Origin of the sequence: Sulfuricurvum sp. (assembly GCF_028681615.1) — a bacterium.
GTDB lineage: Bacteria > Campylobacterota > Campylobacteria > Campylobacterales > Sulfurimonadaceae > Sulfuricurvum.
Genome location: NZ_JAQUHV010000009.1, coordinates 44,963 through 59,868 on the forward strand (window position 1 = coordinate 44,963; position 14,906 = coordinate 59,868).

The following is a 14,906-nucleotide window of genomic DNA, read 5'->3' on the forward strand; positions in this document are numbered from 1 at the left end:
ACCAATTCATCCCACCACTCCCGATAGATCACATATAACTCCGATCAAAATCGCAACTGCTGCCATTATCAACCCGATCACTGTATGAACATTCTTTCTTTCCCAAATGTAGACTTGTTTCACTGTTTCCCTCCTATCGTGCAACTCGTACACTTATCTTTGACCTCCCGATATAGTCGATCAGGATGTACCTTTTCACTCATTGCCCACTCTCGGTACCGTTCACACGTTTGCGGATGGATGACTCCTAGTGTAGGACACTGAGTATCATTCGAATCCAAGTGACCGTAAGCCAATCGGATCATCTCCAGTATCGGTTCAGGGTTTGGATAGGTACCGTTAAGCGTTTGATTGATCGTTGTTGCGCTGCGATTTATAGATTTAGCGACCTTACGCTGACCATTTAGGTCGCAGGCTTTCTTCAAGAGCTCTAATGAGGTCATCGCGTTTCTCCATATCGATTTTAAATACTCTTCTATCATCGCGACGCTTGGATGATCTTGGAAGCCGTTCCATGATCCCGTACTCAGTAAACTCATCCATATAGCGGATCATTTTTGCAGAGTATATGTGGATATTTGAAATGACAGCGATCTGCTCACGAAACATCTCTTTATATTTCATCGCGTAGAGTAGGGCGAGCTTATCCGCCATCTGTACGGGGTGAGTACCATCGAGGATAAACTCTTCTCCGGTATTAATATCACGTACAATGTCGCATGGTTTTTTAAGGACGCTTGGGGATCGAACACCTGTATCTTTATTGAGTCGATACATACGATCTCTAAACGTATCGGTTCCGGCTTTTAGCTGCAGATATCCGCATAATTCAAAAGCGCGGAAGATAGGCATTAAAAAATCTTGGGAAACGTCCAATATCATCATCAAATCTCCGGCTCTGAATTGTCGATTTCTTCGCATAAACTCCCAAATCTGCTGTTTTTTACTTCGTCTTACTCGTTTGTACGCCAAGCCCATGTTCAACCCCGCTTGTTTTAAATGTGTTCAAATTGACACTTTCGATGCCGTTCATATCGCACCAGTTCTCCAGTCGGAGCAGCATCACTTTAATTTGTCGTAGATTTGGATAGCGTTGGACGAATAAGTCCATCAAATCTGCTTCGATCTTTACGCTACTGAGCGCACAAAACTTTTCAACGTCCGCTCGCGGTATCGCTTCAAACTTGATCAGCTCTACAATTCGGCTGTAGTAGTGGTTATGCCGTTTAAACTTGGCATTTGCCTCTTCCATACCGATAAAAAAGACGATGATCTGTGTTTCGTCATGCAGATCGCGGAGCAGTTCAAGCACCGGAGTCTTTTCAGCTTTTAGCAGTGCATCTACCTCGTCGATGATCACGATACGCGGATCGATCAAGAATGACTCTTTAACCCGTTCGTACATTTGCGAGCTATGCCCTTTAGTGTCGAGTCCCAATTCAGTACATAGTTTGATGAGTAAACTTGTTTTACTCCATGTTTGAGCCGCTCTGAGCAATATCGCGTTCTCTTTCGCTGCGATCCGCTCTAGTCCGACCGTTTTTCCCAACCCGAAGTTCCCAAATCCTAGCCCCATGCGTGGTGCTGTAGTAGGCAAAGCCTTTAGATTTAAAAAACCAGCCAAAAGGTTGGTATAATTTCGTGTTTCAATAAATTCTTCGATCATGGTTGCTCCCTGAGTGTTTTTTAGTCCTTGTTCCAGCAAAGACTCGAACACGGAGCGACGATTCGCCCCGCTATCCAATCTTCTTACGTTCATGTTCCCGATATGCGATGTCCCACAGATCAGGCTGTTTTTGTTTGAGTTTATCGGTTGATTCATCCACCATATCATGTTCTAAATCCCACATGAAGCGATCAACTAACTGATTAAATGTCGGTCGTCCGCTCGGCAGTAGTTTCTCTCCATTCATATTGATGATATTGGATTCTTCGAGAGCTTTTTCATCTGCCATAGCAAACGCTCTTACCCCGTCACTAACTGCACGTATCGTCTCAGTTGTTTTGGATACGGCGATAGTAGCCGCTCCACTCCATCCGCTTCTCTCTTCCATCGATGCTTCGATACGATCTCGAATCGTTGGATCAAGTCGGCGACTTGTCTCTTCCCAAGTTTCAAGCAGCTTGGCGTATTCTCTTGCGATCCGATGTCCGATCCGTTTACCTTCGGCGAGTTCAGCACGGCTTTTGCCCATGTACTCATAATCCTCAGCAACGCAGATCGGTTCATAATTCATCCGGTACACGCTTACATACCCCATGTCGGAGTGAGTCATGATCCGAACGATCTCCCCAACATATTCGGCTAACGCCACATGCTGATAGAGCGCACCATCGAGTCTAATACCTTTCTTCCCGACCTTACGCTCGAAGCTCTCTCCGAGGAGAAGATCGAGCATCCTCGAATCGCTGATACCTTTGACTGGTATCGCTTGTTCTTTCCATTTCGCTACAGGTGTTTTATCTTTAATACCGCTATGACCTCTGTGCTCATAGATATTGTCACACCATTTGTCAATAATCTTTTGGAGCTGATCGGCCTCTATCGGAAGCTTGAGTTCTAATCCAAGATTACTTTTTTTGATAGCGAATCGGTTTTCAAACTCTTTTTGTTCTGCCTTTCGTGCTTCCTCTCTCCATTTCGCTTGAGACTCGATCTTATGGGCAAAGCCTCTCCGTGATTGGATCGCTGAACGCTCCGCTACCGAGTGACCGATATATCCATCCAGCTCTTCGAAGAGCTCACGGCTCAGTGTCCCGAACATCCGTTCGATATGCGGCTTCATATCACCGCTAAACGGCGGAACCGTTACCTTTGCGATACCGAGGTTGTAGCAGATCGAGTCGAAGTGGTTGGATTGATAATCTTTCCCGTTATCCACGACGACGTTCTCAGGTATTCCCAATCGTAGGATTGCTTTACGAAGCAGCCGAGCAATGCTGTAACTGCTTGATCTCTCATCCACCCAAAACACACATCGTCTCGAATAGATGTCGATCATTCCTAGTATCGCATACCGCTTGCCATCTCGACAGATAATATCCGCAGGGGTAGAATCCAGTTCCCAATAATGGTTTGGATAAAGAGCCTTTTCACTCAAGCTACCCATAGCAGGCAGATAAGTGTTCTTCCATTTATCCGCACTCTGTGCGAACGCATAGAGCGAATGGTTCTTGATCTTCCATTGATTGATGAAATTATTGAGTACGTCGTAGCTGCACATCGTCGCTTCACCAAACTCATGGAGCATATTTTGATAGATGGCAGATACCCTCAGCGGGTTGTCACGACGGGCGAACATCCTCACCGCCATTTCTTGCATCTTCTCACTCATACTGACTGAGCCTTTAGCACGACCACGGGTATCGAGCAGTGCGACCAGTGGACTCTCACCTACTTTTCGCGCATCATCAACCGCTTTTTTCCACCGAAACAGCTTCGCTTCGTTTATACCGATAGGATCGAACCGATTGTCTAGACTTTGGATGTACTCTTTCGCACTAATCCTCCGATCCCGTTGATCATAACCCTCTACCACCTCCATTTTTAGAAGCGTTTTGGTGCGTTGATCCGGTGATGCATTAAGATACGGCTTCATATTCGGAGCGATAACGACCGCCGTAATCACCTCTTTTTCGTTTTTTGAATTAGAAATAAGAGTATTTCGATCTTCCATTGAGCAAAATATCCCGCAATCGTCATATAGATCGATGTTATTATCGATCACTCCGCTGCGTAATGCCTCCATCAGATCATCATCACTCACCCCGATTAGCAGTTTTTTACCGCCACGACCGTTGCCTTTGATGTAGATATTTGGATATTGATCTGAGCCGCGTTTAACAGCTTTTGCAATACCTTCATATCCTACATTCAGTACAACTGCTGCCGTCCTTGCTTCCAAGTATTTCATAGCGACCACCTACGCCGCATTCTCTTCGAGATTGTCGAGCGGGTAGGTCGGTGAGTTCTGATAATCGATCCCTAAATCATCCATCGCCGATCTGAGTTTTTTCCCAGTCGCTCCGGTGAGTTTGTTACTCATATTCAGATAGCTGTTAAAGATCGTATCGATCTTAGGATCAGGTGAGATAAATCCCTCTTCCTCATCACCGATAAAACCGCTGATGATGAGAAACCCTTTCGGTCGAAGTCCGTGCTTATTCCAAAGCTGACGAGTGATGTACTCACGATGAAGCTTTCGTTGAGCCTGTTCTATCGTGAGCTTTTTACCGTTTGCCTTGGCTTCCGCGACCGTAGCCATGATCATCTGCATTTGTTCGATTTCATCCATAGCAATTCCTTTTAAAAGATGGGGTAAAGTGGGGGTTACCCACACCGAAGTTCTCATATATGTATAGCCGTACATATTAAAAAACTTTGGAGTGGATAAAAATATGAAGGTCGTTAGATATGTTTTGCTATGAAGTGAAGATTAATCCTTCACTTCTTCAAAGCTTCCAAATTGGATGCTATTTTTAGTTATTAGATGAGATAGATATCCGTATCCCTCGATAAAATCATCATCACCTCTTAAAATATGCCATGTAATATTGGCAATATGCTTTTCAAGCTGTGTAGGGAACTTATCAAAGTCAGAATCCTCATTGATATCTGTAATATATCTTTCATAGTTATCCATGAGTTCTTTTGTTAGACGTGATTCATCTACTTCAATATCTACATAACACTCTATACATATTGTTTTTTTCATAATGTCTCCAATACTTTGATGATCTCCCCGAAGGGGGATCATTCAAGTATTCACTATATCCTCTCCCATCCCAAGTAACACCTATGACCTTTCATAGGCAGAATATAGTTGGCGCAAAGCCGTTCAGTATTTAACACCGACCGAAGTCGTGAGGCGCGGGTAGACCACCTCGATATTTGAAAAAACAACACGCTTTCAATTTCATATATATCAACCACAAATTACGAATAGTGTATAATTGAACCCAAAAGCGAACACAGCCAAAAAAACAATGTGGAATGTTTTTGGCTTAGAGCATTATATAGTCATTTGACATTGCTTGTCAAGTCGTTTGACAATAAAATAAAGGTGTTTTGTGGAAAAGACTGAAAATACAGAATATAGAAAAGCTATTTTAGAAGAGATGAAAGATTATTTCAATGTCCCAAGCATTGAACAAGTTGCCGTATTATTGGGATTTAGTGAGGCTACTGCAAGTACATGGAGATCAAGAGGTGCTTCAAATAATGCGATTACAAAATTTGAACTTATAAGGTCAAATGACAGTATTAAGACTGACCCAACTTTACTAAATATTCAAAGAGTTGCATTAAAAGCATCTGCCGGATGCGGAAATCACCTTGAGTCTATTGATAAATTTGAGGTAGTTGAGACTATGACGATATCTCGGTCACTACTCAAAACACAGCCAAACGGTACATTACGTCTTATTGGAGTTGATGGTTATAGTATGGTACCGATGCTCTATCCAGATTCACTTGTCCTTTTCGATGAGCATCCGGAATGGCGTGGTGATGGTCTATATATTCTTAACTGGAGAAACGAGTTGATGGTTAAAATATTGCAGATCGATCCGTATGGAAAACTTCATATTAATAGTGCCAATAAAGACTATGAGAGTTGGGTTATTGATCCTGATGATCAGAGCGTATTCCATATCGTTGGAAAAGTTTTACGGATTATTATTTAAGAAGAGGACAGTATGGTAATTTTATTTTTTATTATTGGATTTATTGGTGCTTACTTTGCATGGAAAAATATTTCAAAAAATTATATTGATAAAGGATATAGCAAATTAATATCTTATATTGCTGGCGTAATAGCTGGTCTTTTAATATGGTTTTTAATGCTTACGATTGGTGTTGCATTGTTTGAACCAAAGTCTATGCAAAATAATCAATCAGTAATAAAACATGTAAATACTGAAAAAGCTGTTTCAACTACTAATGAATTATATATCACTAGCCATAATCTTACTGATGCCATGATAATGAGCGAGTCAAGCGATATATTATCCGCTACTGTTAACCAACAATACGCAGGATCAACATTTGAAGCAGGTATGAAATATAACGTCGATGTAAATATAAAGTCATCAGTATTATGGGGTGGAGCGCAAGATTGGAATGGAGTTGCTATAAGAATATTTGACCTTAGTAAAACACTATTTAAAAGATCTGATATAGGAAAAATATCATTTGTAGTTTGGAATTACGATCATACTTTAGATTGGGCACGTATTGAAGTAGATAGAACACAATTACCTAATAAATGGGACGAGTTGACCTATCTGGAATTCTTCTCGCATACTAAACCAATGAGCGGAAGCGTCGATGCAGAAGAATGGCTTACTGAGTTTTATGCTAAATATAATAGTGCTCATCCATCTAACAATTAAATATATTTGAATTTAAAATTATATTTTGTCCATATATACGCCTAATAGTGTCCATAAGTATGCGTCCATAAGTGTCCATATCTTATGTCCATTTACCACAACTTTACAACACACTAAGCCATAAAATCTTCGTGTGAATAAGCTGCTCACTCTTCACTAAAATTTTCATACCCGTATCCGCGCCATAAATGCCGTTAAAACGGTCGATTGATTGATATGCGTGTATTGATATTTTCTCGGTAATTTTCGTAAATGTAGCGGGTATTTTCGCAAAACTGCGCGTGAGTGAAGAAACGACGTGTTGCTTTGAAAATGAAACACAAGTGATTCGCGCATAAAACTCCCTATTTCAGGGATTAGCGCTCTTTTGGATTCACTCTCATTTCATCCTACCCCTCACATTACCGATACCGAGATTAAAAAATTAAAGCCTAACATTGAAGAAAATAAAGATTACACAAAAGCAGATGGCAATGGCTTGCAGCTGCTTGTAAAAACGGATGGCAGAAAAATTTGGGAAATACGCTATACGATCAATGGTAAACCTAAAAAGACTACGCTTGGAACTTATCCTACTGTTACTCTTGCAAAAGCACGAGTAATGCGTGATGAATATAGGAGTAAATCATTCGAAGGTATTGATCCGATCGATGAGCGTAAAAAAGCAAAAGAGATTATTGCCGAAAAAGAGGCTGAGAATCAGGCTATGTCAGAAGGGCAGTTTCATAAAGTTGCATATGGTTGGTTGAATAGTCTAACAAATGCAGAAAGTACCCATAAAAAAAGATTTACTTCTTTCGAAAATGATATATTTCCATTTTTCTGCACCTATGATAAATACAAGCACATTGTCTCCTCAAAACATATCAAAGATATAACTCATCCGGAACTGTTGAAAGTATTATTGGAAAAAGAGAAGACGGCACCTGTTGTTGCTAATCGTCGCTATATTGACTGTAAACGCTTATGGCGATATGCGATCAATCACGGTCATACCGAAATCAATACCCCGGATAGAATAAGCATCGATGCTTTTAAAAAACATGAAGTGAAGCATCGTCCAAAAATTACCGATGAAAAAGTATTGGGTGAAATGCTCAGAGCGATGGATAGTTATAAAGGTGAAGGTGGTGTCATAGTGCGAAATGTCCTAAGACTTACCGCTTTGACAATGCTAAGAATAGGTAATTTGGCAACATTAAAATGGGATAACATCCATTTAAAAAAAGGTGTAATCATCATCAAGCGTTCTGAGATGAAAGTCAAAGATAAAAATTTGCCTGATTTTGTTTTACCTTTGTCTCGCCAAGCTATCGAAATATTGAAAGAAACTAAGGAATTGACAGGTTGGGGCGAATGGGTGTTCCACGGTATCAAAGACAGCCGATATCATGTGAATAAAGAGAGCGGTAATAAAGCATTACGAAAAATGGGATTTACGGATGAAGAGAGTGGAAGAAAACAGACACTGCATAGTTTTCGAGGAACTTATGCAAGTCTGGCGCGAACGCATCATAAAGACCACGGGGCAGTATTTGAAGCATTAGAGAGAGTTCTGGATCATCAAGAAGGCAATCAAGTTGTTCGAGCTTATGCACATATGGCTGATTACACTGAACAGATGAGGGAACTTTTACAGTGGTGGGCTGATTTCTTGGACGAGTTGAAAGTCAGAAAATATGAGTGAATAATTTTATTTGAGATGCAATCTGACTTCTTCAATCTTCCAACTGAATATCTTTTATCACACTTTTAAGCCGTTTATATTTTTCATTTTCTATGTAGAGGTCGAGCCACGATTCGACCCAATAGGGAAACTCTCTATCATTGCTTCCCCAACCATTTACACTCTGATAATTTAGTCCAAATAAAGCAGCGAACTCTTTTCGAGAGAGTTTGGCATCATTTAGTTTTTGGTTAAAGCTATCTCTATCCAAATTATATCCCTATGAATACTAATTTTATCAAATAGTATACAAATGAATATAATAATAAGCTAAATGTAAGCATATGAATACTATAATTTAAAAATTAATATTCATAAGGATATTGAAGGAGTAAATCATGGCAGAGATGGGATTTGTACTAAATAGTAAAAAATCTACCTCAATTGAGGTACCAATCGATGAATTCAAACATGCTCTCTTTATCGGAAAGACGGGAAATGGAAAAACTACCGGTGGAATCAATCCGATCATGGATAGCCGTATCAAAGCCGGATATGGAATGTTGATTTTCGATGAAAAAGGGAAAGAACACCGTGTCGTCAAATCCATCGCTGATTGTTATGGCCGCTTGAATGATGTCATTGAATTAGGCAAACCCCACGGAATCACCGTTAATTTGATGGATAATCTCAGTGAACGTCAACTAGAAAGTTTTATCCGACGTTTTTTGAAACGTTCAAAAGAATCGTTTTGGGAAGAAGGCGCAGTCAATTTATTTATGCCGCTTGCCAAATGGTTGTTAGGCATGAAAAAACTGTACCGATTTGGAATCGATACTTTTGATATGAAGGCAATTGAATTAACATTGACCCACAAGGAAAGTAAAACGGAAAAAGAGTATGTATGGAGTATTGATATCAATCCTTTAACAGCAAAAGAGATTTCCACTTATTTTCATGATCCAGTGGCATTTGCAATGGTGTCCCAAAAAAGCGGTGTCTATGTTGATATGTTGATCACGCATGTCCTTGAATCCATTGAAACGAATCATCTAAAAAATAAGGGTCTTAATGATCAACTGCTTGTAGCCGAAAAGCTGATCGATGAGTTGAACGAGCTTCAAACAATCCTAAAAGGCAAAATGATCAAAGCAGACTTATCGGAATCCAGTGGAAATAACGGGACCTACTTCATGGTCAGTTCTGTGATCAATATCCTAGCTCAAGACCGTTATGTCAATAATCCACACGCTGAGAGCATTGCATCATTATTGAATCAAGGGAAAATTATTGTTATCAATACCGAATCGTTCTCTACGCCGATTTTATCATCGTTGCTCGATCAGACACTCGAATCGCTGGCTACGCGTTCAAAATATAAAAATGTACACCCGATTAGCATTATCATCGATGAAGCAAACCGCGTGTTATCGTCTGACAGCGACATTCGTATTGATGTGCTCCGCGAAAGTAAAGTCGAGGTGATCATGGCAGCACAGAATCACGAGCAGATGATTACGAAAATGGGTGGGGACCGATGGCTCTCATTTGCGCAAAATTTCAACACTCGACTTCATTTTTTAGGGATGGGACAAGGTGGTAGATTTAAATTGATGAATGAACTTGATGATCAAGAGTTTGAAGCAGAGCCTATGTTTTTTAATCAACATGATTTGGATAATGTGGAATGGAAATATCAAAGCAATCACCAATTCTATAATCGCTACCTTGGCAATACGGAACATAAAATAATTGTCATGTACGATCATGCCCTATTTGAGAAAGAAGAAAAAATCATTCTGTATAATCTGACCGATCAAGCGATGAGTTTTGCTACCATCTACCCAACTGAAGCCAATGTTAAATCCACTGTTCTTCGAGACAGGGTTAAAGATTTGAAAAATAATCGTTTGTTTGGAGTGGCAGTGTGATTGATCGTAGAGGTGGAGATTATTTATAAAATAAAAACATCGCATGGTAGAGAGAGTGCGATAAACACTCGTTTTCAAATATATATTTAACTTCAATTACTTCCGGATATTGGAGAAAGAAAACAAGATTCTTTTATACGACCTCGTGACCAATCAGATATCATTTGTAACTCTATTGCCTGATGCAGAAAGGGTCAAAAGCAGAGTTTTCCGGGATCATTACAACGCATTAAAACTTGGAAATGCATTTAGTATTGTAGTGTAATAATACGTGAATTTTGAGAGAATTGAATAAATGGATAAGCAAATCACTCAATTTGGAGGTTTAAAGATTGTTGACCTTTTTCTTTACTGTCTTTTTCACTATTTTCTTGGTATTCCTTGATCATCTTTTCGAAAAGATCCCAATCAGAAGTAAAATTAAATTTTTCTATTTTGACATAATAATCATATTTCTGTTGAATTTTTTTCTTCAATTCAGAAATATTAGGTGACATATCAAGAAAATAGCTGCTTATCATTTCAAAAGCGATCAAATCATTGTCAAATTGTTTTTTTAAGTCAGCCAAAATATTGTTTGATGAACTCATACTCCTAAATATTCCGTAAACAACTTTCTCAGCAAATATATATGCAAGAACAAATACTAATTGAGGGAATATGACTTTTTTATTAACTGTAGCTTTTAATAGTTGTTGGTCACTTGCTAACAGCATTAGCATATTTTTAATTTTGTCATATTTATTTGCAGAATTTCTTATCTCTTTAACTAATTCATCCATTTGATCGGCTATAACGCCTAGAAATGTGAATCTGTTATTTTCATTTTTTGATTTTTTGTGTAAATAATATTGAAAAAAATCTAGATTAATGATTTGCTCTTTAAATTCATCTCGTATGTATGCAATGAGATAGTCAAAAGAGTTGTCAATCATTTCTTGAATAATCAACAACTCTTTATTATTATCATTATCCAATGACTCCCAATTAAATTTTAAGTCTAATAAAGCTGGCGATATTTCAAAACATGATGTATCAAATAAAATGAAATTTTTCAAACTTGTAAATAAAAGATATTCTAGTGAATGCTTATGAAGATCATCTTCTGTTGCTCTTTTGATAACAGATGACACATCAATAGATGTGTATTTTGCGACATTTGGAAATGAGTCATGATTTACAAAATTTTGGGTGAAATGATTTTTAACATCTACTAAAAGCATTTGCCATAATATAAAAATGATCACTTGCCTAGTGTTTTCATTTTCCAAGCAAGTATTGATAAAATTCGTCTGATTACTTATATCGTTAGTCGGTGACTTTTTATTTTCTAACAAGTTTTGAAGTAATTCAAGTCTTTGTTTTTGATCCATTTGGCAAAATATTGACATAAAATCGTTATTCAAAAATTCTGATTTGCATGCGGATTGTGATGATGAAAAACAGTTGTTTAATTCTTTTAATTGTGAAATAAATTCTTGAGAAATCTGCATATAGACCCTTCTGTATAACTAAAAATATAACTTTTTAATTTGTTTTTTTATTGTTTTGTCAAATAAAAAAACCGATTTTTTTTCGGTTTTTTTTTTAGACAAGCTACCTCTCTTTTTGGTTAAATGACAACATCAAAACAATAAAGGAGTCCATAAAGTGTATGAAAAAGTCACTTAAACAATACACGGAGCAACATGCTCCAAGAAAAAATGCATCAAAGTTGTTGCCATTCTATTCAGAAATGAAGGCAATGCGTGATCAAGGATATTCGTATCGACAAATATCTGAAGCTCTTCAGGAAAATGGCATAAATGCTTATCCCTCAGAAATAAAACGCTTTATGGATAGGCGTGATAATCAGATAGGTCTTGTGCGTAATAACCCAGATGGTATTACTCACCAAAAAGATTACAAGGATCAATTCTTTGAAAAATTTGACAAAAAGGGCGAATAGTGAAAGTCAGAAGAATTATAGTTGTTATTCAAAAAAAAGGTGGTGTTGGTAAATCAACGCTCGGTTTTCAGGTAGTTACGGCACTTGTCGATGGTGTTGCGTGTGTCATTGAGGTCGAAAATGATCATGATACATCTAAGGTATTTGTTAACAGCAACCAATTGCGTGGAAAAATGCGTGCCGTCAAATCTAAAGATTTTACCAATACCTTGGCCGAAGCAATTTTTGATGCAGCAGAAAATGGTGGTGACATTATCATCAATGGCCATTTGAATGAAATCATCGATACGTTAAGAAACTCATCGTCGTATGATGAATTGATTTTTATTTGTCCATTTATGAGTGATCGTGCTCAAATTGAAAACATAACAGCAACAGTTGATGCTTTGAAGGGATACAAAGTTTTGGTGATTGGTAATTCAAGTAGTAAAGAGCAGTTTATTTTTTGGAATGGATCTGAGAAATATGGCCTTCCCGGTGTAAAAGTGGAATATAAAAAACTTCCTACAGTCTACATTCCAAAAACTGAGGTATTTGATCTGTCATCAATGCTTGGCGAAACGATAACTGATACAGCTGTATTAGCTAGAGACTATACTCCAGATCAAATACGTGATTATTTGATCGAAAAAGCCAATGGTGATCGAGAATGGTTTAAAACACAGTTTTCCAGATATCACATTTCTGTAGCTTGCAAAAACTTCATAGATAACGATTTGGCGGATATGAAGAAGGCGATTGAAATATTGAGGGATCTATGATGGATTTGGAACAATTTAGGTCGTCTGTTGACGACCTTTTTCATGCAATAGGAGTTCTTAAAAAGGAAAAATCTGATTTGGCTGAAATGATGCCAAAAGTTGAAAAAACGCTGACTGAAATTAATAAAATGAGCAGTTTTTTCCAAAAACCTATGCAGGAAGCATCAAAGAATGCGGTGGAGACCTATCAACAAATATTATCAAACAGCACGATCTCTATTAAAAATGAGACGGATGTTTTAATTGATGAATCAAGGCGTCTCAAAAAAGCGTCTTCTGGTATTAAAGAAGCAGCAGATCGCATCCGCGTTTTTTCAGTCTTTTCGGTAGGTTTGTCAGCAATCGGGATATGCTTGCTTGCAGGTGTGGTCGGATTGATTTACGGAATTCGCGAAGGGTATCCAATAGGATATGACAAAGGGTTTTCTGAGGGGACGAAAGCTCGAGAGTATCAGATTGAACACGAGTTTCTCGAGAGGATAGGCCTTAAGCAGAGTGAGGTCAAAAGAAATTCAGTTATTTTGCAACTTAAACCTGGTTATCAACTATTTGGGAAGCAACTTGAGAGTGGGTATTTCATTAGAGTTTACAAGTAGCCTTTTTGTAGCACTTTTTAGTCTAACTAGTGCTACGTGTAGCTGTTTTGTGGCACGAATATTTCACCTTTGTATCTGGTGTGGATGTTTCATTGTTACATCGTTGTTCGTTTAAGTATTCTATATCTTACGCCCAAAGGAGGGATCGCAATGCCGGTAGAGAGTTTCATGTTAACAGGTAAAAGAACTGATTATCACTTTGCTATTGATAAATATATCCACCATTCAATGTGGCTTGGTAATTTATGTGATAGCTTCAATTTAACAAAAAAGCAAAAAGTGATTAAAAGAGATTTTGAGATTCTAAGTAGTGGAATAAATCCTATTACTAAAAAACAACTCATAAAAGAAAATACTACAGGTAAAAAACGTTTTGGTATCGAAATAGTAATACCAAAGCCAAAAACTGTAAGCTTAGTTCAAGTTGTTGCATTCGAATGGGACGAAAATTTGGCGATGGAATTGATGAATGTAGATATTAATGCATATACATCATTAATCGAATTTATAGAAAAAGAACATGTTTTATATAGGGTTCGTTCTGAAAAATATAGAGAAAAAATTCGAAGTAACTCGTGTATAACCGCAAATTTTATGCACTTGTTTAATTCAAGCGACGAACAACAGGCTCATACTCATTGGCATTGTGTACTATTTCCATTCACTAAAAATAGAAATCAATATTATGCTCTTCAAAATCCATTGATCATCAGATCCTCAAAGCTTTATGGGGCTCTCTATCGAAGTGAATTGGCGAAGCGTCTGATTACTTGTGGTTACTCGCTACGACTCACGGATAAAAAATATGGTTTTTTTGAAATTGAAGGTATATCAGATCAAATAAAAACATTATTTTCTTCACGAAGCAATGAAATCGAAAAGTACAAGCTAGAGTTTAAAGCTCATTACCACAATGCACCTGGATACAAAATCGCTCATTTGGCTAAATTTAAGAACCGTCAAAAACAAAGTGAAAAAGATGTTTCAAAAATTATCAGAAGCAATGTTGAGAAACTTGAAAGCGCAGGCTTCACTTTTGAACATATGTGTCGTTTAAAAATGAATGCAATGACTCACGAGCCAATTAATTTGGCAGAAGTAATTTATGAAATCTATCGCAAGGAGGGAGAAAAACTGTTTAAATTCTCGAAGGAGCGAATCCTTAAAAATATAGCTATAAGAGCTATTGTACGAGGGACAGGTGCGTATATCGATGAAATTTATAAACCATTTCAAGGAGGTGATTATGTAGAAGTCGTAAAGCGATTTATTAACCAAAAAATTCAAAAAAATGAAAGGATCCAAGATGATTCAGGAACTCGACGAGGAGTCGTTGAAAATTATACTGGTGGAGTTTTCGAACTCTCAAAAAGAGGTTGTCAAAACGCTCGAAGAGCACACGAATATTTTGACAAATATTGTCAAAATCTTAACGATGCCATCTACATCGCCATCGATGAGAGAATATGTATTGTGCGCAGTGAACAAAATCGAGAGCGTGGAGAAACATTTGGGTCTTATTCCGGTACCGAAACCATGAGTGAAGATATATTGTTCAACCGTGAAGATGAGGTTTGGGATCAGCCCAATATTGTATTTAATCCAAAATAA

Annotated in this window: 17 protein-coding genes; 8 read left to right on the plus strand and 9 right to left on the minus strand. The window is 38.0% G+C overall.

Annotated features, from left to right (window positions below):
- Window positions 1-119 precede the first annotated feature (119 nt).
- The 6 genes from PHE37_RS09415 to PHE37_RS09440 all read right to left on the minus strand — a co-directional run bounded on the left by PHE37_RS09415 (window position 120) and on the right by PHE37_RS09440 (window position 4,715).
- Complete coding sequence (locus PHE37_RS09415) at window positions 120-443, minus strand: hypothetical protein (RefSeq protein ID WP_299997669.1); 324 nt, start codon at window positions 441-443, stop codon at window positions 120-122.
- Window positions 391-978 carry a hypothetical protein gene (locus PHE37_RS09420; RefSeq protein ID WP_300008462.1) on the minus strand — a complete coding sequence of 196 codons (588 nt, stop codon included), beginning with the start codon at window positions 976-978 and terminating at the stop codon, window positions 391-393. Before PHE37_RS09420 ends, PHE37_RS09415 begins: the two co-directional genes overlap by 53 nt.
- Window positions 944-1,666, minus strand: a complete 723-nt coding sequence (locus PHE37_RS09425; protein WP_299997334.1) for an AAA family ATPase — start codon at window positions 1,664-1,666, stop codon at window positions 944-946. The genes PHE37_RS09420 and PHE37_RS09425 overlap by 35 nt, the downstream gene beginning before the upstream one ends.
- A gap of 70 nt (window positions 1,667-1,736) precedes the next feature.
- Complete coding sequence (locus tag PHE37_RS09430) at window positions 1,737-3,914, minus strand: transposase family protein (RefSeq protein ID WP_299997331.1); 2,178 nt, start codon at window positions 3,912-3,914, stop codon at window positions 1,737-1,739.
- Window positions 3,915-3,923: 9 nt separating this feature from the next.
- Window positions 3,924-4,295: a hypothetical protein gene (locus PHE37_RS09435; protein WP_299997330.1), complete on the minus strand. Its 372-nt coding sequence runs from the start codon at window positions 4,293-4,295 to the stop codon at window positions 3,924-3,926.
- Window positions 4,296-4,436: 141 nt separating this feature from the next.
- Window positions 4,437-4,715, minus strand: coding sequence for a hypothetical protein (locus tag PHE37_RS09440; RefSeq protein ID WP_299997328.1), 279 nt, complete (start codon window positions 4,713-4,715; stop codon window positions 4,437-4,439).
- Window positions 4,716-5,070: 355 nt separating this feature from the next.
- Between PHE37_RS09440 and PHE37_RS09445 the strand changes: the two genes are divergently transcribed.
- Complete coding sequence (locus PHE37_RS09445; RefSeq protein ID WP_299997325.1) at window positions 5,071-5,685, plus strand: S24 family peptidase; 615 nt, start codon at window positions 5,071-5,073, stop codon at window positions 5,683-5,685.
- Window positions 5,686-5,697: 12 nt separating this feature from the next.
- Window positions 5,698-6,393, plus strand: coding sequence for a hypothetical protein (locus PHE37_RS09450; RefSeq protein ID WP_299997322.1), 696 nt, complete (start codon window positions 5,698-5,700; stop codon window positions 6,391-6,393).
- A gap of 165 nt (window positions 6,394-6,558) precedes the next feature.
- On the opposite strand, the gene PHE37_RS09455 is transcribed toward PHE37_RS09450, so the two are convergent.
- Entirely contained in the window at window positions 6,559-6,729 is a 171-nt protein-coding gene (locus PHE37_RS09455; RefSeq protein WP_299997319.1) for a hypothetical protein, read from the minus strand.
- 31 nt (window positions 6,730-6,760) lie between these two features.
- Between PHE37_RS09455 and PHE37_RS09460 the strand changes: the two genes are divergently transcribed.
- Window positions 6,761-8,080 carry an integrase arm-type DNA-binding domain-containing protein gene (locus PHE37_RS09460; RefSeq protein WP_299997316.1) on the plus strand — a complete coding sequence of 440 codons (1,320 nt, stop codon included), beginning with the start codon at window positions 6,761-6,763 and terminating at the stop codon, window positions 8,078-8,080.
- A gap of 31 nt (window positions 8,081-8,111) precedes the next feature.
- On the opposite strand, the gene PHE37_RS09465 is transcribed toward PHE37_RS09460, so the two are convergent.
- Window positions 8,112-8,330: an XRE family transcriptional regulator gene (locus PHE37_RS09465; RefSeq protein WP_299997313.1), complete on the minus strand. Its 219-nt coding sequence runs from the start codon at window positions 8,328-8,330 to the stop codon at window positions 8,112-8,114.
- Window positions 8,331-8,457: 127 nt separating this feature from the next.
- On the opposite strand from PHE37_RS09465, the gene PHE37_RS09470 reads away from it, so the two are divergent.
- Window positions 8,458-9,990, plus strand: coding sequence for a TraM recognition domain-containing protein (locus PHE37_RS09470; RefSeq protein ID WP_300008465.1), 1,533 nt, complete (start codon window positions 8,458-8,460; stop codon window positions 9,988-9,990).
- 308 nt (window positions 9,991-10,298) lie between these two features.
- On the opposite strand, the gene PHE37_RS09475 is transcribed toward PHE37_RS09470, so the two are convergent.
- Window positions 10,299-11,483 carry a hypothetical protein gene (locus PHE37_RS09475; RefSeq protein ID WP_300008467.1) on the minus strand — a complete coding sequence of 395 codons (1,185 nt, stop codon included), beginning with the start codon at window positions 11,481-11,483 and terminating at the stop codon, window positions 10,299-10,301.
- A 161-nt stretch (window positions 11,484-11,644) separates the two neighbouring features.
- Between PHE37_RS09475 and PHE37_RS09480 the strand changes: the two genes are divergently transcribed.
- The 4 genes from PHE37_RS09480 (at window position 11,645) to mobF (ending at window position 14,906) form a co-directional block, all read left to right on the plus strand.
- Entirely contained in the window at window positions 11,645-11,938 is a 294-nt protein-coding gene (locus tag PHE37_RS09480; protein WP_300008469.1) for a hypothetical protein, read from the plus strand.
- Window positions 11,938-12,699 (plus strand): division plane positioning ATPase MipZ, encoded by a 762-nt coding sequence (locus PHE37_RS09485; protein WP_300008472.1) that lies wholly within the window; start codon window positions 11,938-11,940, stop codon window positions 12,697-12,699. Before PHE37_RS09480 ends, PHE37_RS09485 begins: the two co-directional genes overlap by 1 nt.
- Window positions 12,699-13,295, plus strand: coding sequence for a hypothetical protein (locus tag PHE37_RS09490; protein ID WP_300008474.1), 597 nt, complete (start codon window positions 12,699-12,701; stop codon window positions 13,293-13,295). The genes PHE37_RS09485 and PHE37_RS09490 overlap by 1 nt, the downstream gene beginning before the upstream one ends.
- 150 nt (window positions 13,296-13,445) lie before the next feature.
- Window positions 13,446-14,906, plus strand: coding sequence for a MobF family relaxase (mobF, locus tag PHE37_RS09495; protein WP_300008476.1), 1,461 nt, complete (start codon window positions 13,446-13,448; stop codon window positions 14,904-14,906).